18 protein-coding genes and 1 pseudogene are annotated in these 26,143 nt (G+C 64.4%); 8 read left to right on the forward strand and 11 right to left on the reverse strand.

Annotation, left to right across the window (positions count from 1 at the left end):
• Positions 1-20: 20 nt before the first annotated feature.
• The 3 genes from sufB to ACTEK7_RS04235 form a co-directional block, all read right to left on the reverse strand.
• Complete coding sequence (sufB, locus tag ACTEK7_RS04225) at positions 21-1,517, reverse strand: Fe-S cluster assembly protein SufB (RefSeq protein ID WP_036022921.1); 1,497 nt, start codon at positions 1,515-1,517, stop codon at positions 21-23.
• Between the two features lie 113 nt (positions 1,518-1,630).
• Positions 1,631-2,770, reverse strand: coding sequence for a cysteine desulfurase family protein (locus ACTEK7_RS04230; RefSeq protein WP_225146746.1), 1,140 nt, complete (start codon positions 2,768-2,770; stop codon positions 1,631-1,633).
• A 52-nt stretch (positions 2,771-2,822) separates the two neighbouring features.
• Positions 2,823-4,013 (reverse strand): acyltransferase family protein, encoded by a 1,191-nt coding sequence (locus tag ACTEK7_RS04235; RefSeq protein ID WP_225146745.1) that lies wholly within the window; start codon positions 4,011-4,013, stop codon positions 2,823-2,825.
• A 194-nt stretch (positions 4,014-4,207) separates the two neighbouring features.
• Here ACTEK7_RS04235 and ACTEK7_RS04240 point away from each other — a divergent pair, with 194 nt between their 5' ends.
• Positions 4,208-5,053 (forward strand): LytTR family DNA-binding domain-containing protein, encoded by an 846-nt coding sequence (locus ACTEK7_RS04240; protein WP_474808490.1) that lies wholly within the window; start codon positions 4,208-4,210, stop codon positions 5,051-5,053.
• A gap of 338 nt (positions 5,054-5,391) precedes the next feature.
• Entirely contained in the window at positions 5,392-6,039 is a 648-nt protein-coding gene (locus ACTEK7_RS04245) for an alpha/beta hydrolase (protein WP_035999994.1), read from the forward strand.
• A 106-nt stretch (positions 6,040-6,145) separates the two neighbouring features.
• On the opposite strand, the gene ACTEK7_RS04250 is transcribed toward ACTEK7_RS04245, so the two are convergent.
• The 3 genes from ACTEK7_RS04250 to ACTEK7_RS04260 form a co-directional block, all read right to left on the reverse strand.
• Positions 6,146-6,469: a DMT family transporter gene (locus ACTEK7_RS04250; RefSeq protein WP_225146743.1), complete on the reverse strand. Its 324-nt coding sequence runs from the start codon at positions 6,467-6,469 to the stop codon at positions 6,146-6,148.
• Positions 6,470-6,479: 10 nt separating this feature from the next.
• Positions 6,480-7,175, reverse strand: coding sequence for a glutathione S-transferase family protein (locus ACTEK7_RS04255; RefSeq protein WP_225146742.1), 696 nt, complete (start codon positions 7,173-7,175; stop codon positions 6,480-6,482).
• A gap of 98 nt (positions 7,176-7,273) precedes the next feature.
• Positions 7,274-8,377 (reverse strand): anhydro-N-acetylmuramic acid kinase, encoded by a 1,104-nt coding sequence (locus tag ACTEK7_RS04260; protein WP_225146741.1) that lies wholly within the window; start codon positions 8,375-8,377, stop codon positions 7,274-7,276.
• Positions 8,378-8,535: 158 nt separating this feature from the next.
• Here ACTEK7_RS04260 and tyrS point away from each other — a divergent pair, with 158 nt between their 5' ends.
• The 4 genes and pseudogenes from tyrS (at position 8,536) to ACTEK7_RS04280 (ending at position 13,865) form a co-directional block, all read left to right on the forward strand.
• Positions 8,536-9,786 carry a tyrosine--tRNA ligase gene (tyrS, locus tag ACTEK7_RS04265; protein WP_225140345.1) on the forward strand — a complete coding sequence of 417 codons (1,251 nt, stop codon included), beginning with the start codon at positions 8,536-8,538 and terminating at the stop codon, positions 9,784-9,786.
• A 97-nt stretch (positions 9,787-9,883) separates the two neighbouring features.
• On the forward strand, positions 9,884-11,143 hold the full coding sequence (locus ACTEK7_RS04270; RefSeq protein WP_225146792.1) for an MFS transporter: 1,260 nt from the start codon (positions 9,884-9,886) through the stop codon (positions 11,141-11,143).
• A 228-nt stretch (positions 11,144-11,371) separates the two neighbouring features.
• Positions 11,372-11,782: a DoxX family protein gene (locus ACTEK7_RS04275; protein ID WP_036000011.1), complete on the forward strand. Its 411-nt coding sequence runs from the start codon at positions 11,372-11,374 to the stop codon at positions 11,780-11,782.
• A 389-nt stretch (positions 11,783-12,171) separates the two neighbouring features.
• Positions 12,172-13,865, forward strand: a pseudogene (locus ACTEK7_RS04280) (methyl-accepting chemotaxis protein).
• A gap of 165 nt (positions 13,866-14,030) precedes the next feature.
• Here the strand turns inward: ACTEK7_RS04280 and ACTEK7_RS04285 are convergent.
• On the reverse strand, positions 14,031-17,837 hold the full coding sequence (locus tag ACTEK7_RS04285; protein WP_225146738.1) for a DUF3971 domain-containing protein: 3,807 nt from the start codon (positions 17,835-17,837) through the stop codon (positions 14,031-14,033).
• 195 nt (positions 17,838-18,032) lie between these two features.
• On the opposite strand from ACTEK7_RS04285, the gene ACTEK7_RS04290 reads away from it, so the two are divergent.
• Together ACTEK7_RS04290 and ACTEK7_RS04295 are read left to right on the forward strand one after the other, a co-directional pair.
• Positions 18,033-18,746, forward strand: a complete 714-nt coding sequence (locus tag ACTEK7_RS04290; RefSeq protein ID WP_225146791.1) for a peroxiredoxin — start codon at positions 18,033-18,035, stop codon at positions 18,744-18,746.
• A gap of 111 nt (positions 18,747-18,857) precedes the next feature.
• Positions 18,858-20,213, forward strand: coding sequence for a M23 family metallopeptidase (locus ACTEK7_RS04295; RefSeq protein WP_197424455.1), 1,356 nt, complete (start codon positions 18,858-18,860; stop codon positions 20,211-20,213).
• Here the strand turns inward: ACTEK7_RS04295 and ACTEK7_RS04300 are convergent.
• The 4 genes from ACTEK7_RS04300 to ACTEK7_RS04315 form a co-directional block, all read right to left on the reverse strand.
• Entirely contained in the window at positions 20,200-21,177 is a 978-nt protein-coding gene (locus tag ACTEK7_RS04300; protein WP_225146737.1) for a DMT family transporter, read from the reverse strand. The genes ACTEK7_RS04295 and ACTEK7_RS04300 overlap by 14 nt on opposite strands.
• Before the next feature lie 134 nt (positions 21,178-21,311).
• Complete coding sequence (locus ACTEK7_RS04305; protein WP_225146736.1) at positions 21,312-22,193, reverse strand: NAD(P)-dependent oxidoreductase; 882 nt, start codon at positions 22,191-22,193, stop codon at positions 21,312-21,314.
• A gap of 2 nt (positions 22,194-22,195) precedes the next feature.
• Positions 22,196-23,327 (reverse strand): peptide chain release factor 2 gene (prfB, locus tag ACTEK7_RS04310; protein ID WP_225146735.1). Its coding sequence is split into 2 segments (ribosomal slippage): positions 22,196-23,257 and positions 23,259-23,327, totalling 1,131 coding nucleotides; the frame shifts between segments, so codons are not numbered across the junction.
• A gap of 107 nt (positions 23,328-23,434) precedes the next feature.
• Positions 23,435-25,936, reverse strand: a complete 2,502-nt coding sequence (locus ACTEK7_RS04315; protein ID WP_225146734.1) for a penicillin-binding protein 1A — start codon at positions 25,934-25,936, stop codon at positions 23,435-23,437.
• Positions 25,937-26,143 lie beyond the last annotated feature (207 nt).

Below are 26,143 nucleotides of genomic sequence, written 5' to 3' on the forward strand. Positions count from 1 at the left end.
TCTTCAGGACGAGGTCCGAGCTAGCCGACCGACCCTTCGAGCGAGATCGAGATCAGCTTCTGCGCTTCCACCGCGAACTCCATCGGCAGCTGCTGCAGCACGTCCTTGACGAAGCCGTTGACGACGAGGCCGACCGCTTCTTCCTGGCTGAGCCCGCGCTGGATGCAGTAGAACAGCACGTCCTCGGAGATCTTCGAGGTCGTCGCCTCGTGCTCGAAAGTCGCCGAGGAGTTCTTGGCCTCGATGTATGGCACCGTGTGCGCGCCGCATTTGTCACCGATCAGCAGCGAGTCGCAGGCGGTGAAGTTGCGCGCGCCGGTCGCTTTCCGGTGCGCGGTGACGAGACCGCGATAGGTGTTCTGCGACTTGCCGGCGGCGATGCCCTTGGAGATGATCCGGCTCGACGTGTTCTTGCCGAGATGGATCATCTTGGTGCCGCTATCGACCTGCTGATAGCCATTCGAGATCGCGATCGAGTAGAACTCGCCACGGGAATTGTCGCCGCGCAGAATGCAGCTCGGATATTTCCAGGTGATGGCCGAGCCGGTCTCGACCTGGGTCCAGGAGATCTTCGAGTTGGCGCCACGGCAGTCGCCACGCTTGGTGACGAAATTGTAGATGCCGCCCTTGCCTTCGGAATTGCCGGGATACCAGTTCTGCACCGTCGAGTACTTGATCTCGGCATCGTCGAGGGCGACGAGCTCGACCACGGCGGCATGCAGCTGGTTCTCGTCGCGCTGCGGCGCGGTGCAGCCTTCGAGATAGGAAACGTAGGAGCCCTTGTCGGCGATGATCAGCGTGCGCTCGAACTGGCCGGTGTTGCGCTCATTGATGCGGAAATAGGTCGACAGCTCCATCGGGCAGCGCACGCCCGGCGGCACGTAGACAAACGAGCCGTCGGAGAACACCGCCGAGTTCAGCGTCGCATAGAAATTGTCCGAGGTCGGAACCACCGAGCCCAGATATTTCTGCACCAGCTCGGGGTGCTCTCGTATGGCTTCCGAGATCGGCATGAAGATCACGCCGGCCTTCTTCAGCTCAGCCTTGAACGTGGTCGCAACCGAGACCGAATCGAAGACAGCATCGACCGCGATCTTGCGGCGGGCCGGATCTTCCTCGCCGGGCTTGGGCTCGACGCCTTCGAGCATGGCGACTTCCCGCAAGGGGATGCCGAGCTTCTCGTAGGTCTTCAGGATCTCCGGATCGATCTCATCCAGCGAGGAGACCGTCTTCTTCGGCTTCGGCGCCGCGTAGTAATAGAGGTCCTGGAAGTCGATCTTGGGATAGTCGACGCGGGCCCAGGTCGGCTCCTGCATGGTCAGCCAGCGCCGATAGGCTTCGAGCCGCCACTGGAGCATCCAGTCGGGTTCGTTCTTCTTCTGCGAGATGTATTTGACGATCTCTTCCGACAGCCCCTTGGGGGCCTTCTCGGACTCGATCAGGGTCTCAAACCCATAACGATACTGGTCGACGTCGATGCGCTTCACGCGCTCGACCGTCTCTTGTACGGCTGGCATTCCATCCTCCGCTCGCGGTTTCAAGGACCGCGGTGGATCAAACTCGGACGAGTATTACGATATTTCTCTGCGGAAAGCACGGGCTTAGAACCGTTCAAGCCGTGTTTCATCGCTCAACCCTTAAGTAGGGTATTACCAAGCTTTCGCCAAGCCTCTAACGCCCTATTGATGTCCGCCGGTTCCGTGGACCAGCCCAGACTGAGACGCACCGCTCCTTGGGCCACTACGGGATCATAGCCCATCGCCGACAGGACGTGAGACGGCTGGACCTTACCGGAGGAACAGGCGGAGCCGGAAGACACCGCGACGCCCTCCAGATCGAAGCCGATCACGGCGGTTTCGGCCTTGAGGCCTGGTGCGGTGAAAAGGACGGTATTCGGCAACCGTGCCACGTCTTTCGCAAAGACTGTCGTGCCGGGAACGTCGCGGACGCCATTTTCCAAGCGATCTCTGAGACTTGCCATACGCTTCACATCTTCCGGCAGAGCCTGAAGCGCAGCCTTCACCGCCGCGCCAAAGGCGGCGATCCCGGCAGTGTTCTCGGTTCCGGCCCGGCGGCTGAACTCCTGTCCGCCGCCCCGCAGCACCGGCTCAAGGCCGCTTATCCCATTCGCCATCGCCAGGGCGCCGACCCCCTTGGGGCCGCCGATCTTGTGCGCAGAAAAGGTCGCAAGGTCGGCGCCTACTGAATTGATATCGAACGGTATTTTGCCAAGCGCCTGGATCGCGTCGACATGCAGCAGGCCGCCGGCCTCGTGGACGATGGTTGCAGCCTCCGTGACGGGCTGAAGGGCGCCGGTCTCGTTGTTGGCGGCCATGATCGAGACCAGGGCTGGCGGGCCGCCCTTCAGCAGCGCCTTCAAATGATCGAGGTCGACCACGCCGGAGCGCGTGACCTGGATCAGCCCGATCTTGTCCGCCGGGAACCGGCCGCCGGCCAGCACCGAGGCGTGCTCAACCGCCGAGACCAGCAGCCGCTCGACGGGTCCGCCGGACGGGCCCCGCAAACCCGGCGAGAGCGCCAGCGCATTGGCCTCGGTTCCGGCGGAGGTGAAGACGATGTTGCGCGGCTGCGCTCCGACCGCGGCGGCGAGTGTCGCGCGGGCTTCTTCGACCAGCCGCCGCGACTCCCGCCCCTCGGCATGGACCGAGGATGGATTGCCGACCAGGTCGAAGGCCGCGACCATCGCCGCCCGCGCCTCGTGGCGCAGCGGCGTGGTCGCATTCCAGTCGAGGTAGACACGGTTCGGCATCTGGCCCTCTTAGCACCTTTTGTCGTCCGGCCAATCGGAGGGCGTGCGCTCGTCAGGCCGGCTGCTGCTCCATCCTCGCAACACTTGGCGGCACCGCGCGCAACCCGAACAGCGGCCGCAGCCAGGCAACGCGCCGGACGATCTCATAGGTCGCCACACATGTGAGCGCAGTCCCGACGATGACAATGGACGCTTCGATGCCGGCCGACAGACCGCTGCCATGCAATTGATGCGCAATCACGATGATCGCGGTCTGATGCACGATGTAGTATGGGAAGATCGCATCGGTCAGATAGCGCCGCGCCGGGCTGTCGGCTGTGAAGGCGCGCCGCGCAAAGCCCAGCACGACGGCGATCGCGAGCCACTGATAACAGCCATAGGCCGAGGCGGCGAACCACTTCAGCATGGGCGACGGCGCAAACAGGCCGGCGCGTACCAGGATGAAGGCAACGAAGCAGGCGGCCGCCGCCAGCAGGGCTGCCCAGCGTTGGCGCTCGAGTTCGCGCCAGATCCCCTCCTGCTTGGCCAGCAGGAAACCGATCAGGAAGGCCGTGGCGTGGTCCGCGTGGTTGTACCAGTCCCCGAACAACGCGTGTGTCGATGGGAAAGCCGGGAACAGCACCAGGCGCCAGACCGCATACAGCAGGCAGGGCGCGATCAGGAGCCATGGGCCGGTGAGCGCACGAGCCAGCTTTCGGCCAAGCCAGTCAGCTCCGGCCGGCCATAACGCGAGCACGCCGATCAACGCCATGGTGTAGACCCACAGATAGACCACGAACCAGAGGTGGTTCCAGGTCGGCAACACGATGCACGGCTTCGGACAGAATTGCGCGCCGAAGGCGAAGTAGTGCCTGGCGTAGAAATCGAAGAAGCCGGCGGGATAGCCGAGGCTTTCGGCGATCTGGAGATAGGCCTGCGGCGGCACGATCACGAGCATGCCGAAGATCAGCGGGATCAGGAGCCGCGCCGATCGCGCACCGGCAAGCGAGGCGAGGCTGGACTTTCCGAGCATGAAGCGGGTGGCAACCCCTGACACCAGGAACAGCAGCGACAGCCGCCATGGGTTGAGGAAGAGCATCACCGGTTCCAGCCACGTCAGACGGTGCGCGCTCTTGATGTGAAATCCCCAGGACACGTAGAGCATGCCGACGTGGTAGAAGATGAGCAGCGCGAAGGCTAAAATCCGCACCCAATCCAGGTCGATACGCCTTTCAGAGCTTTGGGATTGCTGTGGTGTTGTCATGGTATTCTGCTCCTTGACGGGACGACGAACGCGGTTTTGGGGCCAGGACTGACACGAAAATGGCTGACACCGAAAATGCTCCGCCTGCGGCGCGCGTCGAGCCGGTTTGGGATCAGAATCGGACACGAGGGGATGAGCCGCCGGCAGCTGGGACGAGTCGCGGCTATTTCGGGATCAGCAGCGGCGATCGGATGATGTTGGCAGCGATTGCGGCCGTCGCGCTCGTGATCGGAATCGTCAATGCGTTTTCGTTCGCCCAGGACGCGGCCTGGCGCGGCGACAGCTACGACATCGGCCGGCGGCTGTTCTGGGAGATGTCGAGCATCGCCGTCATCCTGCTGTTGCTGCCGATCCTGGTTTTGGCGGTCCGCCGCATGCGCCGGACACCCGGCCTCGCCGCCCAGGCGGCCATCGGGGCGATCGCCCTGCTCGGCTTCTCCACCCTCCACATCACCGGCATGGTCTGGGTGCGGAAGCTCGCGCTCTGGCTCGCCGGCGGCGCCTACGATTTCCGTTTCTCGCTCGCGACGGTCCTGTATGAATTCCGCAAAGACGCCGTGGCCTTTGTTCTGATCGCCGCCACGATCTGGCTGCTCGAAAGCCGGCGTGAGCTGAAGAGCGCGGCAGTCGCATCGTCGGCGCCGCCCACCCCGCCGCAGCCATCGTCCCCCGATCTGATCTGGGTGCGCGACGGCACCAGCCGCATTCGCGTGGTGCCGCGCGATATCCTCTGGGTCGCGTCCGCCGGCAACTACATCGAATACAGCCTCGCCGACGGCACCCAGCACCTCATCCGGGGGACGCTGGCGGCGGCGGAAAGCGAGCTGGCGCGCTTTTCCATCGTTCGCGTCCACCGGACCAAGCTCGCCAATCTCGACCGGGTGCGCGGCGTGGACCTCAAGCCATCAGGGGATTTCGAGCTCGCCTTCGACAACGGCCAGACGCTCGGCGGCAGCCGGCGCTACCGGCCGGCGGTCGCCTTGCTCGGAAGCCGAACCGGCCCGGCGGGAAGCCCCCAGGCGCCCCCTAAACAATCGTGATTTCAATGAGTTGGATAGCGCCCTTCGGCAGGACGGCCGGCTCTTGCCGTGCTTCGGTTGATTCAGGCAGGTCCAGGTCGCGGCAGGCAAGCCAGAGATGACAATGCAATGACTGGCTAAGCTCTTGAGCTGATTGAGAGATGTCGAAGAAGCTTGCTTTTTGACCCTGGCCTTGTGTTAGAAGCGCGCGTCAGTTCACCTGCGCGCCACTCGCGCATCATCCGAGGGCGCGCCTCTCCACCCTTCATCCGTGCTCTCGTCGGCGGCAACGCTGCGAGAGCCACAATCGGACGATTGCGCAGGGATCACCTCCAAGGGACTTAGATCAGAGATCATCGATGCCTGAAGTCATTTTCACCGGCCCCGCCGGCCGCCTCGAGGGCCGCTATCACCCGGCCAAGCAGAAGAATGCGCCGATCGCGATGATCCTGCATCCGCATCCGCAGTTCCACGGCACGATGAACCATCAGATCGTGTACCAGTGCTACTACGCCTTCGCCCATCGCGGCTTCTCGGTGCTGCGCTTCAATTTCCGCGGCGTCGGCCGCAGCCAGGGCGCGTTCGACCACGGCACCGGCGAATTGTCCGACGCGGCCGCCGCGCTCGATTGGGCGCAGACCATCAATCCCGAGGCGCGCGCCTGCTGGGTTGCCGGCTTCTCCTTCGGCGCCTGGATCGGCATGCAGCTCTTGATGCGCCGCCCCGAGGTCGAGGGCTTCATCTCGATCGCGCCGCCGGCCAACCTCTACGACTTCTCGTTCCTCGCGCCCTGCCCGTCCTCAGGTCTGATCGTGCATGGCGAGAAGGATGCGGTGGTGCCGCCCAAGGACGTCAACACGCTGGTCGAGAAGCTGAAGACCCAGAAAGGCATCGTGATCGATCAGCAGATCATCCCCGGCGCCAACCACTTCTTCGACTCCAAGCTCGAGCCGCTGATGGAAACCATCACGGCCTATCTCGACATGCGCCTCGCCAACGTGCGGTGAAAACTCTGTAGCCCGGATGGAGCGACGCGAAATCCGGGAGACTCTATCCACGGAAGAAGACCCGGATTGCGCTTCGCTCCATCGGGCTACGGGCTGAGTTCGCGGCTCAAGCCAGCTTGAGCGCGACGATCCCCGTCAAGACGAGCGCGATGCCGGCAAGCTTCATCGCGCTCAAGCTCTCGCCGAACAGCACCACGCCCATCAGGAACGTGCCAGCCGCGCCAATGCCGGTCCACACCGAATAGGCGACGCCGACCTCGAGCACCTTCAAGGCGCGCCCGAGCAGGAATACGAAGGCGGCGAGCAGCACGAGCGAGGCGATGCTCCAGCCGGCGCGCGTGTAGCCTTCGGCATATTTCATGGTGATCGCCCAGCCGACGTCGAGCAGGCCCGCGATCACCAGCATGAGCCAAGCAAGGGATTGCGACATCGGACGGGGCTCACGCCGCGAGCTTGAGCAGATGCGCGTCGTGGCGAATGAGGAAGGCGCGCAACAATTGCGGATAATCCGCCCCGACCGCGCTGCGCACGCTCGGGCGCTTTGCGAGCTCGGCGCGCCAGGCGCGCACCTTCGGCACGTCGTTGAAAATGCCGTGCTCGGTCAGTTCGTCGAACAGATCGAAGTAACGGAAGACAGGTGCGAACACCGCATCGACCAGACTGAACGCCTCGCCGGCGAAGTACGGGCCCGCGCCGAGCGCGGCCTCGACCCGCACGAATTTTGCCGCGAGTGCCTGGCGCTTGCTCTCGAAGATCGCCGGATCGGTCGTGGTTTCCAAGCCCCAGAGGTCGCCGAGGATCGCCGAACCGAACTCCATCCAGGCGCGGTGCTCGGCGCGCTTCAGCGCGTCAACCGGATGCAGCTTCGCGCCGCCTTGGGTTTCCTCGATGTATTCGCAAATCACGTTGCTCTCGAACAGCGCGACCTCGCCCTGCTCCGTCGTCACCACCAGCACCGGCACCTTGCCGAGCGGCGAGAGCTTCAAGAACCAGTCCGGCTTGTTGGCGAGATCGATGTCGATGCGCTCGAACGGCACGCCCTTTTCCTTCAGCGCGATCACCGCGCGCTGCACGTAGGGACAAAGCTTGTGGCTGATCAGTTTCAGTGAAGCGGGCGTATTAAGCGACGATGTCATGGCAACGATCCCGACGGTTAGATGCAATTGCATCCAATATAGATGCATCTGCATCCACTCGTCAAGATCAATGCAATTGCATCAACCGAGCGTGATCGTCACGGTCGCGCGATTACCCCGCCGGTCATCGGCATCGGCACGCCCGTGGTCGCGGGATAAGACAGCGGCAGCCCCTTCATGCCGCGGACGGCGAGAAAGCCGAAGGCCTGGGCCTCGATGGCGTCGGAGGCCCAGCCGAGCGTTTCGGCGGCCTCGACACTGGCCGAGCCCACCCGCTCCCGCAGCATCCGCAGCATGGTGAGGTTGCGGGCACCGCCGCCGCAGACGATCCAGCTGCGCGGCCGCCGCGGCAACAGCGGAATGATGCGGGCGATCGCGGCCGCGGTGAAGGCAGTCAGCGTCGCCGCGCCGTCGGCAGGCAGCACGTCGCCGAGCCGCAGAGCCGCAAAATCGTTGCGGTCGAGCGATTTCGGCGGCGGACTTGCGAAGAACGGCAGCTCCAGCGCCCGCGCGATCCAGGTCTCATCGACCTTACCGAGCGCGGCAAACTTTCCTTCGGCATCGAACGCCTGGTTCATGGTGCGGTACATGAAATCGTCCAACAACGCGTTGCCGGGCCCGGTGTCGCAGGCAATCAACGCATCGTTGCCGTCGATATAGGTGATGTTGGAGACGCCGCCGATATTAACCACGACGGTCGGCCCTTCGCGCTCCAACGAATGGGCGAGCGCGCGGTGGTAAACCGGCACGAGCGGGGCGCCCTGCCCGCCGGCCTCGACGTCGGCGGCGCGGAAGTCGTGCATCACCGGAATATGGATGGCCCTTGCGAGCGCCGACCCGTCGCCGATCTGCACCGTTAGCCGCCTCTCGGGCCGGTGCAGCACGGTCTGGCCGTGGAAGCCGACAATGTCGACGTCCTCCGCCCTCATCCGATTCTGGGCGAGGAAGGCCGCGACCGCTTCGGCATGGGCCTGCGTCACCGCACGCTCGGCATCGCCCAGACTGCCCGGGCGGGCGTCGCGTTGCTGCAGATGCACGGCCTCGCTCAGCGCCTGGCGCAGCAGGTTGCGCTCGGCCGGGCCGTAGGGCCGGTAACCGGACGGCCCGAACGCCTTCACCTGCTTTCCGTCGGTCTCGATCAGCGCGACATCCACCCCGTCCAGCGAGGTGCCGCTCATCAAACCGAGTGCCGTCAACATCATCTTAAGCGCGCCTCGACGTCGCTGCTGGACGCGTGACTTGTATCAACCAAGTACATCTTATAATGCCACAGCGAGCTAGACTGCCGGAGCCCGAGGAGCAAGGGTTCCGCAACTTGCGGCAATCACCGTAAACTTGGAACTATCCGAGTCGCACACAAATGACTGAATTTAAATCAGATTTTCTGCGAGAGCTGCAGTGGCGCGGCTTTATCCATCAAATCTCAGCGCCGGTTGAACCATTGGATGACTTGGCGAGGCGGGGGGAACTGACCGCCTACGTCGGCTATGACTGCACAGCGCCCTCGCTCCACGTCGGCCACTTACTATCAATAATGATGCTCCATTGGCTGCAGGAGTATGGAAATCGGCCAATCACGCTGATGGGAGGCGGCACCACTCGAGTTGGAGATCCTTCTGGGCGAGATGAAACGCGAAAGCTGCTCACGTATGAGCAAATCGAAGCAAACAAGGACGCTATCCGCCGCACATTCAGACCTGAGTTTGTCAGATTCGGATCCGGCCCCAGAGACGCGATCATGCCAGATAATGCTGAGTGGCTGACTCGACTAAACTGGATTGAAATGCTGCGCGACGTCGGGAGGCATTTCTCTGTCAATCGAATGCTCGCGATGGATTCTGTTAGGCTCAGATTGGAGCGAGACCAAGAGATGAGCTTCATCGAATTCAACTACATGATCTTACAGGCGTTCGATTTCGTTGAGCTCAACAAGCGTTACGACTGCCGTTTGCAAATGGGAGGCTCTGATCAATGGGGAAACATTGTCAACGGTATTGAACTTGGCAGACGAATGGGCACACCTCAACTGTTCGCCTTAACGTGCCCTCTACTAACGACTGCATCTGGCGCCAAGATGGGAAAAACTGCATCTGGAGCGGTTTGGCTGAACGCCGATATGCTCAAGCCGTACGAATATTACCAGTTCTGGCGCAACACCGAAGACGCGGATGTTGTACGGTTTTTGAAACTTTTCACTACTCTACGCCAGACCGACATCGCCCGCCTTGCAAGTCTCGAAGGCGCCGAGATCAACGAAGCAAAGAAGATTTTGGCTAGGGAAGCCACAGCGTTGATGCATGGAAGGTCTGCCGCAGAGCAAGCAGAACGCACAGCACAGGAGACCTACGAATATGGAAGCTTCGGGACTGACCTTCCAGTATTGATCGTCTCGGTTGGCGACTCCCTGCCTGCAGCAAATACGCAGCTTGGTTTCTCGAGCTCAAACGCTCAGGCTCGTCAATACATCAAGGACGGCGCAATGAACCTTGGTGGTCGTGTTGTGACCGATCCGCAATATCGCCTACGGAGGGAAGACTTCGATGACGACGGACGCGTGTTGCTAAGCACAGGGAAAAGGAAGAGAGGAATCCTGACGCTAGGCTCCGATTGATAGTGAATCGGAAGAAGCACGTCCTCATCAAGCCTGCATAGGCGCATGAGCTTTTCGCTGCTTGTCATGGCGCACGGATGCGCGCTCCCTGACGGCAATGGACCAGAACACGCCCAAGGAAGCGAGCAAGGATAGCGCCGTAGTCACCCGGCGGGACGCGGTGCGCACCGCACTCGTCGTGCTCGGCCTCTGCTTCACGCTGGCTGTTCTTGGCCGGGGCTTGAGCGAGAGCTTCACGGTCTTCCTCAAGCCGATCTCGGAAAGCCTGGGCTGGGATCGCGCCCAGGCCGTCTCGATCTACTCCCTCACCTGGCTCGTCAGCGGCATGACTGCACCCCTGGTCGGGCGCCTGTTCGATCATTCCGGGCCACGCCTCGTCTATGCGCTCGGCTTGCTCCTGCTCGGTTCGGCCTTTCTGATCGCGAGCCATGCGCACGCGCTCTGGCAATTCCAGCTTTCGATCGGCATCTGCGTCGGCATCGGCGTTGGCTTCATCGGCAATGTGCCGAACTCGATCCTGCTCGGTCGCTGGTTCGGACCAAAGCTGCCGACCGCCATGGCGGTGGTCTATTCGGCGATGGGCGGCGGCGTGCTGGCCTTGCTGCCGGCATCGCAGCTTCTGATCGATCATCTCGGCTGGCGCGAGACCTATCAGCTGTTCGGCTTTGCAGCGCTCGGGCTGCTGGCGCCGCTGTTGCTGCTGCCCTGGCGCATGTTCGCGGCCGGCTCGCCGCACGTCGCCAAGAAGAGCGATCCTGACTTCGTCGACAGCGGCTGGACGCTTGCGAGCGCGATGCGCCACCACGCATTCTGGGCGCTGTTCTCGACCTTCTTCTTCACCGCGGTCGGCATGTATGCGATCGCGGCGCAGATCGTGGCCTATCTGATCGACGCCGGCTTTCCGCCGCTCCAGGCCGCGACCGCCTGGGGCTTCTCCGGAATCGTGCTGGTGTTCGGCATGCTCGGCGTCTCCGCGCTCGACGGCCTGATCGGACGGCGGCCGTCGGTGCTGCTCAGCTACGCGATCTCGATTCTCGGCATCGTTCTGCTCTGGCTGCTGCAGTACTATCCGAACGTCATTCTGCTCACCGGTTTCGTCGTCTGCTTCGGCAGCATGATGGGCTCCCGCGGGCCGCTGATCAGCGCCACCGCCATGAAGATCTTTCGCGGCAAACGCGTCGGCACCATCTTCGGCACGATCTCGATCGGCAGCGGCCTCGGCTCGGCCTTCGGTTCATGGAGCGGCGGCCTGATCCACGATGCCACGCACGGCTACGATCTCCTGCTCGTCTTCGCACTTGCGAGCGTGATCCTCGGAATGATTCCGTTCCTGGTCGTCCCTGCTTTGCGGGAGTAGGTCTCCCCGACGTAACCTGCACACCCTGGTTTCACCGGAATCCTACGGACGAGCGCGAGGCGAACGTGCAAAAAAGAGGGTCGCGTGCAGCTGGTGGCGGCGCCTTGCGGTGTTTTGTCCGACATGACGAAAATGTCAGCGCTGAATTGATGCTGGTGGCTTGCGAGGCGGAAGCGAATGCGGTCCAAGTCGCAGCATTGGGTCCAGCATTGGATGGAGGGCAAACCAATGGACTTTCCTTATCTCACTCGCTTTCAACCGGTTCTCCTGAGCCTGTTTCGCTTCATCACCGGCCTGCTGCTGTTCCAGTACGGCGTCGCCAAGCTGTTCAAGTTTCCGGCTGTCCCAATGTTCGCCAAGGTCGAGCTGATGTCGCTTTACGGCGCCGCCGGTGCGCTCGAACTGGTGCTTGGCGGGCTGCTCATGATCGGCCTGTTCTCGCGCCTCGCAGCCTTCATCTTGTCCGGTGAAATGGCTTTCGCCTACTTCATGGGCCACATGTTCAGGGGCGAGACGCCGATCTTCCTGCCGCTGCTGAACAACGGCACCCTGGCGATCCTGTTCTGCTTCGCCTGCCTGTATCTCTCGGCGGCGGGCGGAGGCCCGGTCAGCGTCGACGCAGCGATGGGCAAGAAATAGCCGCCGGACCGGCGGGCGCATCCGCGCCCCGCTGAAGCACATCTCATCCGCTAAGCACGAGGATGGCGCCGGCAGATCTCCGGTGCCGTCTCAGCGCGTCCCCAGCACATTCCAGATCAGAACGAGGGCCGCGACGAGCAGCAGAGACATGATGATGCGATGAACGAATCGATTCATTGCAGGTCCGTCCAGACGGTCTAGCTGCCAAAACCCAAGACCGATTCCCTTCTCGCGGAACGACTGGAGCCCATCGGCAAGGCGATTTGCCTGCACGATTGCGCACGCGCCTGCGCTGTCCGCGCGGCAGGCCGCCGCATGCCTCCATTCATGATTGGTAAGAACTTCATGCTACCGGTGCGAGCAATAACAACCATTCCGTAGGGGCTGTGATGAAACTGCTGAGTCATCTGAAGATCCGTACCAAGCTTGCCAGCATGGTCTGCCTTGCGGCTCTCACGGTCACAGCCATCATCGGCGTATCGGCCGTGCTCAGCAAGAGCCGGATGATGGAGGACCGCGTCCAGCAGATGCGGACCGCCGTCGAACTCCTCTACAACTACGCCCAAGCGCTCCAGGACGAAGTGACCGCCGGCAAGCTGACGCCGGCCGAGGCCAAGAGCCTGTTCCACCAGCGCGGCCGCCGCATGAACTTCAACGGCAACCAGGGCTATCCGGTGGTTTACAATCCGGACGGCTCCCTGGTCGTGAACGGCGCCAACCAGCAGCTCGAAGGCAAGATCACCGGCGCCAAGGATTCAAACGGCGTGCTGATTGCCGACGCCATCATCAAGGCCGGCAGCGAGACTGCGCAGGGCGGCGTCACCTCCTATCTCTACCCCCGTCCCGGCCAGACCGAGCCGGTCCGCAAGACCGTGTTCGCGCGCAAATTCGCGCCCTGGAACGTCATCATCAGCTACGGCCTCTATGTCGACGACATCGACGCCGATGTGCGCGCCTTGACGCTGGAGCTTGGCGCCATCGGCATCGGCCTGATGCTGCTGATGGCGGCGCTGTCCTGGCTGATCGCCCGCGACGTGCTCGGCGCGCTCGACCGTCAGAAGAACCGCATGCAGGCGATTTCCGAAGGCGCCATCGACAAGCCGGTCGAGGAGACCGACCGCGGCGACGAGATCGCCGCATGGCCGAGACGCTCGAAATCCTCAGGCAGACCGCGCTCACGGCCCGCACGCTGGAGGCCGAGCAGGTCGCGGCCAAGGCCCGCAGCGAGCAGGAGAAGCGCGAGGCCCTGATCGCCCTTGCCGACCGCTTCGATGCCTCCGTCGGCCAGCTCGTCGGCCTGATGGCCTCCGGCTCCGGTGAATTGGAGACCACGGCCAAGTCGATGTCGTCGACCGCCGAAGGCACCAATCGCCGCGCCGCCGTGGTCGGCTCGGCCGCCAATGAGGCCAGCCAGCGCGTCCAGACCGTCGCCTCCGCCGCCGAGGAGCTCTCCTCCTCCATCACCGAGATCAGCCGCCAGGTCGCGCAATCGGCCGAGGTCACGGGACGTGCGGTGGACAGCGCCCGCCGCACCGACACCATCGTGCGCGCACTCTCGGACGGCGCCCAGCAGATCGAGCATGTCGCCGAGCTGATCTCCAACATCGCGGCGCAGACCAACCTGCTCGCGCTCAACGCCACCATCGAGGCCGCCCGCGCCGGCGAAGCCGGCCGCGGCTTTGCCGTGGTCGCTTCCGAGGTGAAGTCGCTGGCGAGCCAGACCGCGGAAGCCACCCGCGAGATCGGCGACAAGATCGCCCAGATCCAGGGCGCCACCAAGGAAGCTGTCGATGCGATCGGCGGCATCACCGCCACCATCGAGGAGGTCAGCCGCATCGCCACCTCGATCGGCGCGGCCATCGAGGAGCAAGGCGCCGCCACCGCCGAGATCGCCCGCAGCGTCTCGCAGACCGCGGAGGCGACCAAGGAGGTCACCACCAATATCGGCGGCGTCTCCACCGCAGCCAACGAGACCGGCAACGCTGCCGGCATGGTGCTCGCAGCAGCCAGCAACCTCTCCAAGCAGGCCGAGCAGCTCTCCGGCGAAGTCGGAACATTCCTGAAGGGCGTGCGCGCGGCCTGACGCCCCGCTCCAGCCTCAAAACGTTTGGCGCGAAAGCATCGCCACATTCGTCATGGCCGGGCTTGTCCCGGCCATCCACGTTTTTGGCCGCGCCGCACGAAGAACGTGGATGCCCGGGACAAACCTGGGAAGCCCGGGCATGACGAGCACCTGGGAATGTGGGGACTACCGCCGCGCGAGGGTGCAACCGCTCGACAGCTGGCGCGTCGATCCGGTCGAGCCGTCGTTCGAATGCGACGGGAACTCCTCGAACGGCGAGTTCTGCTTGCCGGTGTTGAACTCGAAGATCTTGCGGAACAGGCCCGGCGCCATCGCCGAGATCGGATTGACGCGCATCACGGGCGCGGCTGGCGTGCCGACGACCTCGTAGGTCACGCCGATCAGCCCCTCATTGTTGCCGCCACCGAGGAAGATGCCGAACAGCGGGATCTGGCCGAAGATGTTGTTGACGCCGTACATCGGCACGAAGGTGCCGCTCATGCAGACCTGGTTGCCGGGATAGTCGATCGAGCCCTCGATGGTGGCACCGATCATCGGCCCCTTGACCACGCCGTCACGGACCGTGAGCGCACCGTTCTGCCGCGTGAACTCGGCGCGAAGTGCGCTGAAGGAGACGCCATTCCCGGTCCCGTTCGGCGCGCCGGCGGCAACGCGTTCGAGCTGCGCCTCGCCCTTCACGGTGAAGTCGCGGACATTGATCAGGCCCTCGCGCGCGGCGTTCGGCTCGGAAGACGGCGGCTCCATCGCCACCACCATCTGGCCGCCGACCGCCTTGGTGTAGGTGTCGGTGAAACGCAGCAGCGCGCCGGCGTCGTTGGTCTGCAGGTAGATCACCTCGCGATTGCCCTGGGCACGGCCGCCGCGCAGGTCGGCAGCGACAGGCGTGTCGCGGCCGATCTTGCCGCTCAGCGTGAACGCCTTGATGGCCCCATTGCGCTTCGACATCTTGGCATCGAGGCTGCGCATGGCCTCGCCGTTGAAGCCGGCGACGGCACCGAGCTTCACGTCGATGTCGAAATCGACGTTCTTCAGCTTGTTCTTGTCGTCCTTGGAATTGCCTGAGATCGCCGACTTCAGGAAGCCGCGGCCGTCGAACACGTCGCCACGCATGGTGCCGCGCAGCACACCGTCCTGGCTGCGCTCCACCCTGAGCGAGGCCTTGTCGCCGTCGGACGGCGCGTAGGTCGGGAAGTTCGCGTTCACGAGATCGCTGTTCGCATCGAGCTCGAGCGAGCCCTTGATCGAGGCGCCGCCGCCTTCGATGACGATGTCCTCGAAACGCGTCGATTGCGCCGTCGGCACCACCTTGAAGCTGGCCTTGCCGGACTTGCCCGGCAGCTTGACCCAGCCGGGCAGGATGTTGTCGAGCCTGACCGCGGTCAGGTCGGCCTCGACGCCGAGCTTCGTCGTCTGATCCGCGCCGCTCGCGATCTTGCCCGACAGCTTGATCGGCAACGATCCGATGACGGCGGGGCTGAGATCGAAGCCGAGCCGCGCGCGGCTGGCATCGTCCAGCGTCGCCTGCAGCCTGACATCCGCGTCGCCCTCGGCCGGCTTGCGATAATCGAGCGAAGCCGCCTGGCCGTTGATCTTGACGTCGCCCCTGACCTGATAGCCCTGGTTGTTGGCTGATATCTTGAGGTTGTTGGCTTCCAGCTTCTGGTTCATCACCAGCTTGTCGGCGGCAAAACCGTTGAGATCGGCGGTGACGGCGTAGGTGGTGTCGGCCTTGGTCAGCTCGCCCTTGACCGGCATGCCGAGCTGGATGTTCGCCGAGAACGTTCCCTTGCTGGTGTTGGGATCGACGACGGTCGCCGACAGGTCGCTCAGCCGATCATTGGCGAGCATTTCAGCGGCCGCGGGCACCGGCCCTTCCACACGGAACCTGCTCCGCGACGGCGACGGCTTGGGCGCCATGTCGGGCACCTCGAACACGAAATCGGAGATCGTGACCTTGCGGCCCGCGGGGGTATCGGCAATGCCCTGCCCGATGTTGACGGTCGCGGTGCGACCGGTCACGCGCGCCTTCAGATCGGCATCGCGCACCACCGGCATGCCGTCCACGGGCCGGACCGCAACACCGCTCGCCACGATGTTGACCGACAGGCCGTCGTCCGGAATGGGCGGACCCTTGCGCGGCAGGTTCCTGGTCGGCGAGTTGACGCCGATCTCGATGCGCTGGAGCGTGCCGCGCTCGATCCGTTCGATCACCCATTCACGCAATTCGGGGACGATCAGCGTCGGCCACATCCGCTTCAAGGCGGAGGCCGACATCGGCGTGCCCGCAAAACCGAGGGTGAGCCGCGGCTCGCCCGAATAGTCGAGGGCGCCGGTGCCGGCGACGCCGATCTCGCCGTTGGAGACGTCGGCCTGTGTCAGCAGGATGCGCTTGTGGTCGGCGTCGAAGCGGAAGCCGATCGCGATGCGGTTGAAGACGAGCGGCGGCTCGTTGTCGATGCCGCCGAGCAGGATCGAACCGCCGCTGAAGCCGAGCTGCCAGTCGTTGATGTTGCCGTTGGGTGGCTCGAGATGGGCCAGCAGCGTCAGGCGGTTCGCGCCGGAGAGAACCTTGAACGGCGCGACCAGCACCCGCCGGTTCGCATCCCACTCGACGTTGATCTCGGCCGAGTCGATTGCCATCGGGTAGTCGGGCGTGTCGGTATCGATGATGTTGCCGGCGCCGGCCGCGATCTTGCCGCGGAAGAAGGTCGGCACGCCGTCGCGGCCGAGCTCGCCCTTGAGCTCGCCCGTCAGCGGCAGGTCGGCGGTGTAGGTGAGGTCCTTCACCCGCAGCGCCAGCAGGATGTTGGAGGTCGAGACCTTGTCGGCCTTGATGTCGACCGAGCGCACGCCGTTCTCAGCCGGTCCGATCGTGGCGCGCAGCAGCCACGGACGCGCGCCCTGCTCGCCGAGGCTGAGCGCGACGCCGCCGCGGCTCGGCCGCCTCAGGCTGAGCGTGATGTTCTCGAACGACCATTTGCTGCCGCGCTGCTGATCGTCGACGATCAGGACGCCGTTTTTCAGACCGATCTCGTTGAGGTTCTGACCGTCGAGGCCCGTCATGCTCAGGCTGTCGAGCCAGTCGAGGCCCTGAAGGATGCCGCTCTGCGCGGTCGCCTGCGGTGCGGCCTGCGATGCGTCCGGGCTCGCAGGCGCGGTCGCGAATGGCGGCGGGGGGACACCGCTGCGCGGGAATGTCGGCGGCAGGCCCGCGTCCTTCTTGGACGCGACACCGGTCGCCAGCGGCTTTGCGGTGTCGCCGGCGGACACGGTGACGGTGCCGTCGGGCGCAATGCGGATGGCGAGCTCGGCATCGACCAGGTTGAGACTCTCGGCTCGCAGGTGCCCCATCAGGAGGGCCGCACCCGACAGCCTCACCTCGGCCTTCGGCGCGCTGGCGACGACGGCGTGATCGCGGTCGCGAACGATGATGTCTCGGATGCGGACGGCGACGCGGACCCGGCCGGCCCGCTCGATCTGGGTGCCGCCGACCTCAACGGTGTTGCCGTGGCCGATATTGTCCTCGATCGCGGCTGCGAGCCACGGCGTTGCGATGTCCAGACTGATGGGACCGGCACCGAGCCGCCACCACAGCGCACCGAAACAGCCGATGAAAATGACGATGACGGTGGCGACGGCCACCGCCAGGCGCTTCAGCCAGCGTCCCCCACCCGTCCAGCGGCGCAGCGCGCTAAATCCACCACCGAAGCGAAGAAAGCCCGAACCGGAACGCGCCAGCAACCGGCGTGCGCGATTGCGCGCAGCCGCTTCCTGATCCGGATCCCAGTCGGCGTCGTCCCATTCCTGCGGCTCGAGTTGGCCGCCGCGCCGATCAAAATCCCGGTTGTAGTCCTGGGGCGACGTATTCCTTGCCATTGTCTCTCGATACAGGCGCCCGTCATAGGATTGAGCGCCGCCGGGACCGCAGCCGTTCGCGGGAAGTGACGCTCCCTGCGCCGGCACTGCCGCCATACCTCGAATATTCCTGCTGTTCGTCATTTCGCCCCGGGAGCGCGTTCAACGAGCAGTGGGGTGGTGCGTGGAATTCCTTGTAACCATACTCCGGCGTCGCCAGACTTGCCCAGCCGAGGGCACGATTCCGGCTCGCCGGACAAGAGCTGCAATACCGCTTCGGTTGACCTGCCGAAAGCGTCGAAAGGAAGGCGTATGTCCAAGAAATCCCGAAAGAAATCGTCCAAAACGCCCTCCGGCAGTCCGACCGCTGCAAAGAAGTCCGCAAAAACGCGGGCATCGACTCAAACAAGATCCGCGAAAACGCAGCGGACACCGGCACGCAAATCAGCTGCGACCATAGCAAAAGCAGGATCGCATAAGGCCGCATCGAAACAGTTAAAATCCTCCAAATCCGCCTCCTCTCCGGCTGCGGCCAAGTCGGGCTTGAAGTCGGGCTTGAAGTCCGGCTTGGCCGAGGGCCAAAAGGCCCCGGCCTTCCGCCTGCCGCGCGATGGCGGCGACGTGGTCACGCTGGCCGACTATGCCGGCCGAAAGCTCGTCCTGTTCTTCTACCCCCGCGCCGACACCCCCGGCTGCACGCGGGAGGCGATCGACTTCACGCGCCTGGCGGGCGCCTTCGCGGCCGCCGGCACCGCGGTGCTCGGCATCTCCGCCGATCCGTTAAGGACCCAGGAGAAGTTTCGCGACAAGCACAAGCTCGGCGTCCCCCTCATCTCGGACGAGACGCATGAGATGCTGGAGGCTTATGGGGCCTGGGGCGAAAAGTCCATGTATGGCAAGAGCTTCCTTGGGATCCTTCGCACCACGGTGCTGGTCGGGACTGACGGTAAAGTGGCGCGGATCTGGCGCAATGTCCGGGTCGATGGCCATGCCGACGAAGTGCTGGAGGCGGCAAGGAGCCTTTAACCAATCCTTTAAATTCGCGCGTTCCCATTTGCGGAAAATTAACCATGAGCGGCCCAGATTGCGGCGGCAATTGAGCCGCAAGGAACCCATCCGACCGGCGCGGGAGTGCCGATGTCGAAAAGTTCTGCCCAATACTCGCAGTACCCCCAACATCATCCTCACGATCACGGACGCGCCTTCCGGCGCCCTCTGGGTGCCCCGGCGGCGGTAACCGCGATTCCCCTGCCCGCCACCGACGATGCCTACACCATCGTGCATGCCGGCAAGCAGGTCCGCTTCGGACCCGTGGTGTTCTGGATCGTGGTCGGCACCGTGGTGCTGCTCGGGCTGTGGTCGGCCGCCACCGCCACCTATTTCGCGTTCCGTGACGACGTCCTGACCCGGCTGATCGCCCGCCAGGCCGAGATGCAATACGCCTATGAGGACCGCATCGCCGAGCTGCGCGCCAAGATCGATCGCACCACCAGCCGTCAATTGCTCGACCAGGAGCAGTTCGACCAAAAGCTCGATCAGATCATGAAGCGCCAGACGGCGCTCGAGTCCCGGGCCACGGCGCTCGGCGCCATGCCCGACGTGACCGGCTCGATTCCCCGCGCCGCTCCGCAGCGCAGCGATGCAAGCCCGACCACGCCAAAACCGTCGCCCATCAGCGACACCGTGATCTTCGTGGCGCCACCGGATCGCGAAGCGCGCCTCGAATCGCGCGCGCCGAGCGTTGCGGCAACGCCGACCAGCCAGTTCGCCAAGAACCGCGGTTTCGACAACGTGCTGGTCCGGCTCACGACCTCGCTTGATCAGGTCGAGCGGCGCCAGATGGCGACGCTCAACGCGGTCGAGGAAAGCATGGATTCGCGCATGCGCCGGATGCGCAGCGTGGTCAGCGACCTCGGCCTGAACCTTGCCCATCTCGAAGCCGCCGTGCCGCGCAGTGCGATGGGCGGACCGTTCGTCCCCGTCAAGTTGACGGCGAATGCCGGACCGTTCGAGAAGCAGCTCCACCGCATCCACACCACGCGCGCCGAGATGGACCGTCTCAACCGCACGCTGGCGTTGGTGCCGTATCGCAAGCCAGTCATTGGCGAGGTCGAGTTCACCTCGGGCTTTGGCGTGCGCAGCGATCCTTTCCTGGGTCGGCCCGCGATGCACACCGGCCTTGATTTCCGCGCCGCCAGCGGTGATCCCGTCCGCGTCACCGCCTACGGCAAGGTGGTTTCCGCCGGATGGTCCGGCGGCTACGGCCGCATGGTCGAGGTCGACCACGGCAACGGGCTTTCGACCCGCTACGGCCATCTCTCCGAGATCAACGTCAGGGTCGGCGAGATCGTGAAGATCGGCCAGGTCATCGGCCTCGTCGGCTCGACCGGCCGCTCCACCGGTCCGCACCTGCATTATGAGACCCGCATCGAAGGTGAAGCGGTCGATCCACAGAAATTCCTGCGCGCCGGCGTGCGGCTCAGCGCGGGTTAGGCCCGCGCTTTTCAGTTTCGCAGCGCAGAGCTTCCCGAGAGCCAGAGATGGCGGCCGAGAGCTTGCGCAGTAAGCTGAATGCACGCCCGTCGATCACCAGCAGCGCGCTGGCGATGACGATCGAGCCGGCGATCTCGCGGCCGGAGATCGGCTCACCCAGCACCAGCCAGCCCAGCAGGATGGCGGTGACCGGAATGAGCAGCGTCACCAGCATGACGTTGCTCGCGCCCGAGCGCCGCACGATCTGAAAGAAGACGATGTAGGCGAGCGCCGTCGACAGCGCGGCGAGGCCGAGCACGGCGAGCCAGGTCGTGAGGCTCGGCATCGGTAACTGCCAAGGCTGCTCCACGACGCCGGCGACAACCGCTATCATCACCGTGGATGCCATCAATTGAAACGTCGCCGTCCCCAGCGGTGCTGCGTCCTGCAGCAATCGCCGCGCCGCCAGCGCCGCAAAGCCGTAGCTCAGTGCCCCGCCGAGGCAGAGCAGAATGCCGAGCCCCTGTCCCGGCCTGGTCTCGAAGCCCCATCCGCGCAGCAGGATCACGCCGACAAAGCCCAACGCCACCCCGGCCAGGCGGCGCATCTGCAAGGCCTCCTGGCCCGCTGCAATCATCACGGCCACCGTGAACATCGGCGTGGTCGCGTTCAGGATCGAGGCCAGCCCACTCGGAATGAAAGTTTGGCCGATCGCGATCAGCGAAAACGGGACGACGTTGTTGAGCAGCCCGATCGCAATGAACGGCGCCCAGCCCGTCCAGCTCCTGGGAAAGCCGATGCCATGTGCGCGCAGCAGCGGCAGCAGCATTGCAGCGCCGAGCGCGACGCGCAAAAACACCAGTGTGAGCGGCGGCAATTCCCGCAAGGCTGCGCCGTTGAAGAAGAACGAGCCGCCCCAGAGGATCGAGAGCAGAGCGAGCAACGACCAGTCGCGTGCATCGATCCGGTGGTCATTGTCGGGCATGGGGTCTTACCTCAGCCCCATGGCCTAGAACGGTGCGATCAATGTCGCCACCCGATTTCTGACGAGGTCCCGGTTTACAAACCGATGCTCGGCGCGAATGGAGTGACTGAGGGGCACCGGTTAGCGCGGTTTGACTAGGATGGCTTCATCGGCCGCGACACCAGCTCGATCATCCTGCCTTCATCATCGTCCGGCATCACCGCTTTCGCCTGCGCGTACGCCTCGACCGCGGCGCGCGCGACCAGCGGCTTGCCCGCGAGCAGGCTCTCGGCGAGCTTCACGGCGTAGGCGGCATCCTTGTGCCGCAGCGCTGCGGTGAAGGTCGCGCCGCTGAAATCGCGGGCGACCATGCGCTTGGAGTGACGCGCTACCTGCGGGCTTGCCGCGACGCCTGCCTGGATCGATTCCAGCACCAGGTTCATGTCGAGCCCGGCCTGCTCGGCAATCGCAAGGCCCTCGGCGAGGCCGGCGATCTGGATCGCGCCCATGAGATTGTTGATCAGCTTGTAGACCGTGCCGGAGCCGACCGCGCCGAAATGGCGGATGGTCGAGCCGATCGGCGTCAGATAGGGCCGCGCGCGCTCGAGATCGGCCGCGTCGGCGCCAACCAAGAGCGTCAACTTCCCGGCCGCCGCCGCGTCCGGCAATCCCGTCACCGGGCAGTCGATATAGATCAGCCCGCGCGCGTTGAGCTCGCGGCCCATCTCACGGGAATGGTCATAGGAGACGGTGGAGCATTCGATCGCGATGGTGCCGGCCTTCGCCGTCTTGGCGGCGCCGTCAGGCCCGAGCCAGACCGCGCGCGAGGCCTCGTCGTCGGCGACCATGGTCACGACCGCGTCGGCATCGATCGCGGCATCCTCCGGCGAGGTCGCCCAAATCGCGCCGCGCGCGATCAGGTCCTCGGCCTTTGCCTTGCTGCGATTCCAGATCGTTACCGTGAAGCCGGCATCGAGATAGCGGCCGGCCATGCCATGGCCCATCCGCCCAAGCCCGATGAAGGCGATTCGGGACATGGCTAGTCCACGTCCTCGACGTCGCCGGCGGTGGTGCCGAAGGCGCGCTGCGCCAAGGTCGCGGCCATGAACTCGTCGAGCTCGCCATTGAGCACGCCCGATGTGTCGGAAGTCTGCACGCCCGTGCGCAAATCCTTCACCATCTGATAGGGCTGCAGCACGTAGGAGCGGATCTGGTGGCCCCAGCCGATATCGGTCTTGGCGGCCTGGTCGGCGGCGGCTTTCTCCTCGCGCTTCTTCAGCTCGATCTCGTACAGACGCGCGCGCAGCATGTCCCAGGCCTGCGCCCGGTTCTTGTGCTGGGAGCGGCCGGCCTGGCAGACCACGGCGACGCCGGTCGGGATATGCGTCAGGCGCACCGCGGATTCGGTCTTGTTGACGTGCTGGCCGCCGGCACCGCCCGATCGCATCGTGTCGACGCGGACGTCGGATTCCTTGATGTCGATCTTGATGCTGTCGTCGATGACGGGGAACACCTGCACGCTCGAGAACGAGGTGTGCCGCCGCGCGTTGGAATCGAATGGCGAGATGCGCACCAGCCGATGCACGCCGGCTTCAGTCTTCAGCCAGCCGTAGGCGTTGTGACCGGAGACCTGGATGGTCGCCGACTTGATGCCGGCCTCTTCGCCCTCGGACTCTTCGAGATACTCGACCTTGAAGCCGTGGGTTTCGGCCCAGCGCGTGTACATGCGCAGGAGCATCTGCGCCCAGTCCTGGCTCTCGGTGCCGCCGGCGCCGGCATGGACTTCGAGATAGGAATCGAAGCGGTCGGCTTCGCCCGAGAGCAGTGCCTCGAGCTCGCGCCGCGCCACTTCCTTCTTGAGGTTCTTCAGCGCAGCTTCGGCTTCGGCGACGACGCCGTCATCGCCCTCGGCCTCGCCGAGCTCGATCATGCCGATGTCGTCTTCGAGCTCCTGCTCGACCTTGCCGATGCCTGAGAGCGCATCCTCAAGCGAGGTGCGCTCCTGCATCAGCTTCTGGGCTTTCTGAGGGTCGTTCCAGAGATTGGGATCTTCTGCGAGCTTGTTCAGCTCAGCGAGGCGCGCCGCCGATTTCTCGACGTCAAAGATGCCTCCTCAGCAGCCCGACTGACTGCTTGATCTCTTCTACCAACCGTTCGATTTCGGCGCGCATGTTGTTCTCTGTCTTGCGGAATCCCGCGTGCAGTTCGAGAGGGGATGTAGCGGCGGCGGCTGCAAAGCGCAACCGCCCAAACCGTGATCGCCGGCCTTATCCGCGGCCTACCACAACCCGCCAGTGCCCGGCCGGAAGAGGAAGCCGGAATCCGGCTGCTGCTGCTGCACCGGCATGCCGCGCCCGTCGGCCTCGGCAACGCCGATGACCGAATAATTGTCCGGCGGCGCCGTGCCCGGCTTGAAGGCTTCGAGGATGGTTCCGCCGGTCTCGCCCGGGCCGGCACGCATGCCGGTCTTGGCGACGACGCGCACGAGCTTGATGCCGGCCGGCACCTTGAACGGAACAGCGGGCTTGTCGGCGAGCGCGAGCTTGAGGAAGTCGCGCACGATCGGAGCGGCGAGATGACCGCCGGTCGCGGCATTGCCCTTGCCGAGCGGACGCGGCTTGTCGTAGCCCATGTAAACTGCGACGGCGATGTCCGGCGAGAAGCCGACGAACCAGGCGTCCTTGGCCTCGTTGGTGGTACCGGTCTTGCCGGCGACGGGCTTGCCGACCTCCTTGATCACCGTGGCCGTACCGGACTGCACCACGCCCTCCATCAGCTCGGTGATCTGATAGGCGGTCATGGAATCCAGCACCTGCTCGCGGCGGTCGATCAGTTGCGGCTCAGGCTGATTCTTCCAGCCGCCCGGCGCGTCGCAGCCGCGGCATTCGCGCTGGTCGTGCTTGAAGATGGTTCGGCCGTAACGATCCTGGATGCGGTCGATCAGCGTCGGCTTCACGCGGCGGCCGCCATTGGCGAGCATCGAGTACGCCGTGACCATGCGCATCGCCGTCGTCTCGCCGGCGCCGAGCGCGTAGGAGAGATAGTTCGGCAGTTCGTCATAGACGCCGAAGCGGCGGGAATATTCGCCGATCAGGGGCATGCCGATGTCCTGCGCGAGGCGCACCGTCACGGTGTTGAGCGATTGCCGCAGCGCATTGCGCAGCGTCACCGGTCCCTGGAATTTGCCCGAGGAGAAGTTTTCAGGTCGCCACACGCCGGCGCCCTGCCCCTGGTCGATCTCGATGGGCGCGTCGAGCACGACGGTCGAGGGCGTGTAGCCGTTGTCGAGCGCGGCCGAATAGACGATCGGCTTGAACGACGAACCGGGCTGCCGGTAGGCCTGCGTGGCGCGATTGAACTGGCTCTGGTCGAACGAGAAACCGCCGACCATCGCGAGCACGCGGCCGGTCCAGGGATCCATCGCCACCATCGCGCCGGAGACTTCCGGAATCTGGCGAAGCCGGTACTGGCCCTCGACGGGGTGGCCGTCCTTATAGAGGGGATCGGCATAGATGACGTCGCCGGGCTGGAGCACCTGCGACACCGCTGTCGGCGTCTTGCCTCTCGTGCCGCCCTGCAGCGCCCGCGCCCAGCGCACGCCGTCGACCGTGACGATGCCGGTCTCGCGCTGCTTGCTCACCGCGCCGCCGAGCTCGCGGCCAGGCTGAAAGCCGATCCGTGCCGACTGATCGCTGGTCTCCAACACCACCGCCATGCGCCAAGGCGAGATGTCGGACAGCGACTTGATCTCGGCGAGCTTCACGCCCCAGTCGCCCGAAATGTCGAGCTTGCTGATGGCGCCGCGATAGCCCTGCTGCTCGTCATAGTTCACGAGGCCGGCGACCATGGCCTTGCGCGCCATGACCTGAATCTTCGGATCGAGCGTGGTGCGAACCGACAGGCCACCCTCGTAGAGCTTCTTCTCGCCGTAGCGCTCGAAAATGTCGCGGCGGACTTCCTCGGCGAAATATTCGCCGGCAAAGGTGTGGGCGCCGTTGGAACGGCTGGTGACGGCGAGCGGCTCCTTGCGCGACTTGTCGGCGTCGGCCTGCTTGATCCAGCCGTTTTCCACGAGACGGTCGATCACGTAATTGCGGCGCTCGATGGCGCGGTCGCGGTTGCGGACCGGATGCAGCGTCGCCGGCATCTTCGGCAGCGCCGCCAGATAGGACGCTTCCGCCACTGTCAGCTCGTTCACCGACTTGTCGAAATAGACCAGCGAGGCCGCCGCGATGCCGTAGGCGCCGAGGCCGAGATAGATCTCGTTGAGATACAGTTCGAGGATCTTGTCCTTCGAATAGGTCTTCTCGATGCGCATCGCCAGCAAGGCTTCCTTGATCTTGCGGGAGAAGGAGACCTCGTTGGTGAGCAGGAAGTTCTTGGCGACCTGCTGCGTGATCGTGGACGCACCCTGCGGACGGCGGTTGGAGCCGTAGTTCTGCAGATAGAGCAGGCCTGCGCGCGCCATGCCGGTGTAGTCGATGCCGCCATGCTCGTAGAAATTCTTGTCCTCGGCCGCGAGGAACGCGTTGATCACGAGCTTCGGCACCGCCTGGATCGGCAGATACAGCCGCCGCTCCTTGGCGTATTCGCCGACCAGCGAACCGTCGACCGCGTGCACACGCGTCATCACCGGCGGCTCGTAATCCTGAAGCTGAGAGTAGTCCGGCAAGTCCTTGGAGAAATGCCAGATCAGGCCTGCCACGGCCCCGACGCCAACAAGGAACACCACTGTTCCCGCGGCGAACAGGAAGCCCATGAACCGCACCAGCAAGCGCATTATCTGTTTATCCGTTCAAACTCTGGATCAGCCCAGTATCAGCCCTTTGGCACACAAAACGGCACCAACCTCACGCCGCGAATTCACCGGCTTACGCAATCACATCGAGGCCGGACTTAAGACGCTTGCCGAACAGGTTCTCGCCGATTCCGGAACCCTCTACCGGTTTCTATAAAGCGTCCGCTGTGGCCAAACTAGGGCCTTTGG

The sequence above is a fragment of the Bradyrhizobium sp. JHI2711 genome (assembly GCF_056156565.1).

Bases quoted from the DNA above. Each gene is read 5' to 3' on its own strand.
- sufB (WP_036022921.1), bottom strand. From the start codon at position 1,517: ATGCCAGCCGTACAAGAGACGGTCGAGCGCGTGAAGCGCATCGACGTC.
- ACTEK7_RS04315 (WP_225146734.1), bottom strand. From the start codon at position 25,936: ATGCGCTTGCTGGTGCGGTTCATGGGCTTCCTGTTCGCCGCGGGAACA.
- ACTEK7_RS04270 (WP_225146792.1), top strand. From the start codon at position 9,884: ATGGACCAGAACACGCCCAAGGAAGCGAGCAAGGATAGCGCCGTAGTC.
- ACTEK7_RS04260 (WP_225146741.1), bottom strand. From the start codon at position 8,377: ATGATGTTGACGGCACTCGGTTTGATGAGCGGCACCTCGCTGGACGGG.
- ACTEK7_RS04285 (WP_225146738.1), bottom strand. From the start codon at position 17,837: ATGGCGGCAGTGCCGGCGCAGGGAGCGTCACTTCCCGCGAACGGCTGC.
- ACTEK7_RS04275 (WP_036000011.1), top strand. From the start codon at position 11,372: ATGGACTTTCCTTATCTCACTCGCTTTCAACCGGTTCTCCTGAGCCTG.
- tyrS (WP_225140345.1), top strand. From the start codon at position 8,536: ATGACTGAATTTAAATCAGATTTTCTGCGAGAGCTGCAGTGGCGCGGC.
- ACTEK7_RS04305 (WP_225146736.1), bottom strand. From the start codon at position 22,193: ATGTCCCGAATCGCCTTCATCGGGCTTGGGCGGATGGGCCATGGCATG.
- ACTEK7_RS04240 (WP_474808490.1), top strand. From the start codon at position 4,208: ATGTTGGCAGCGATTGCGGCCGTCGCGCTCGTGATCGGAATCGTCAAT.
- ACTEK7_RS04230 (WP_225146746.1), bottom strand. From the start codon at position 2,770: ATGCCGAACCGTGTCTACCTCGACTGGAATGCGACCACGCCGCTGCGC.
- ACTEK7_RS04300 (WP_225146737.1), bottom strand. From the start codon at position 21,177: ATGCCCGACAATGACCACCGGATCGATGCACGCGACTGGTCGTTGCTC.
- ACTEK7_RS04290 (WP_225146791.1), top strand. From the start codon at position 18,033: ATGTCCAAGAAATCCCGAAAGAAATCGTCCAAAACGCCCTCCGGCAGT.
- ACTEK7_RS04235 (WP_225146745.1), bottom strand. From the start codon at position 4,013: ATGACAACACCACAGCAATCCCAAAGCTCTGAAAGGCGTATCGACCTG.
- ACTEK7_RS04245 (WP_035999994.1), top strand. From the start codon at position 5,392: ATGCCTGAAGTCATTTTCACCGGCCCCGCCGGCCGCCTCGAGGGCCGC.
- ACTEK7_RS04250 (WP_225146743.1), bottom strand. From the start codon at position 6,469: ATGTCGCAATCCCTTGCTTGGCTCATGCTGGTGATCGCGGGCCTGCTC.
- ACTEK7_RS04255 (WP_225146742.1), bottom strand. From the start codon at position 7,175: ATGACATCGTCGCTTAATACGCCCGCTTCACTGAAACTGATCAGCCAC.
- ACTEK7_RS04295 (WP_197424455.1), top strand. From the start codon at position 18,858: ATGTCGAAAAGTTCTGCCCAATACTCGCAGTACCCCCAACATCATCCT.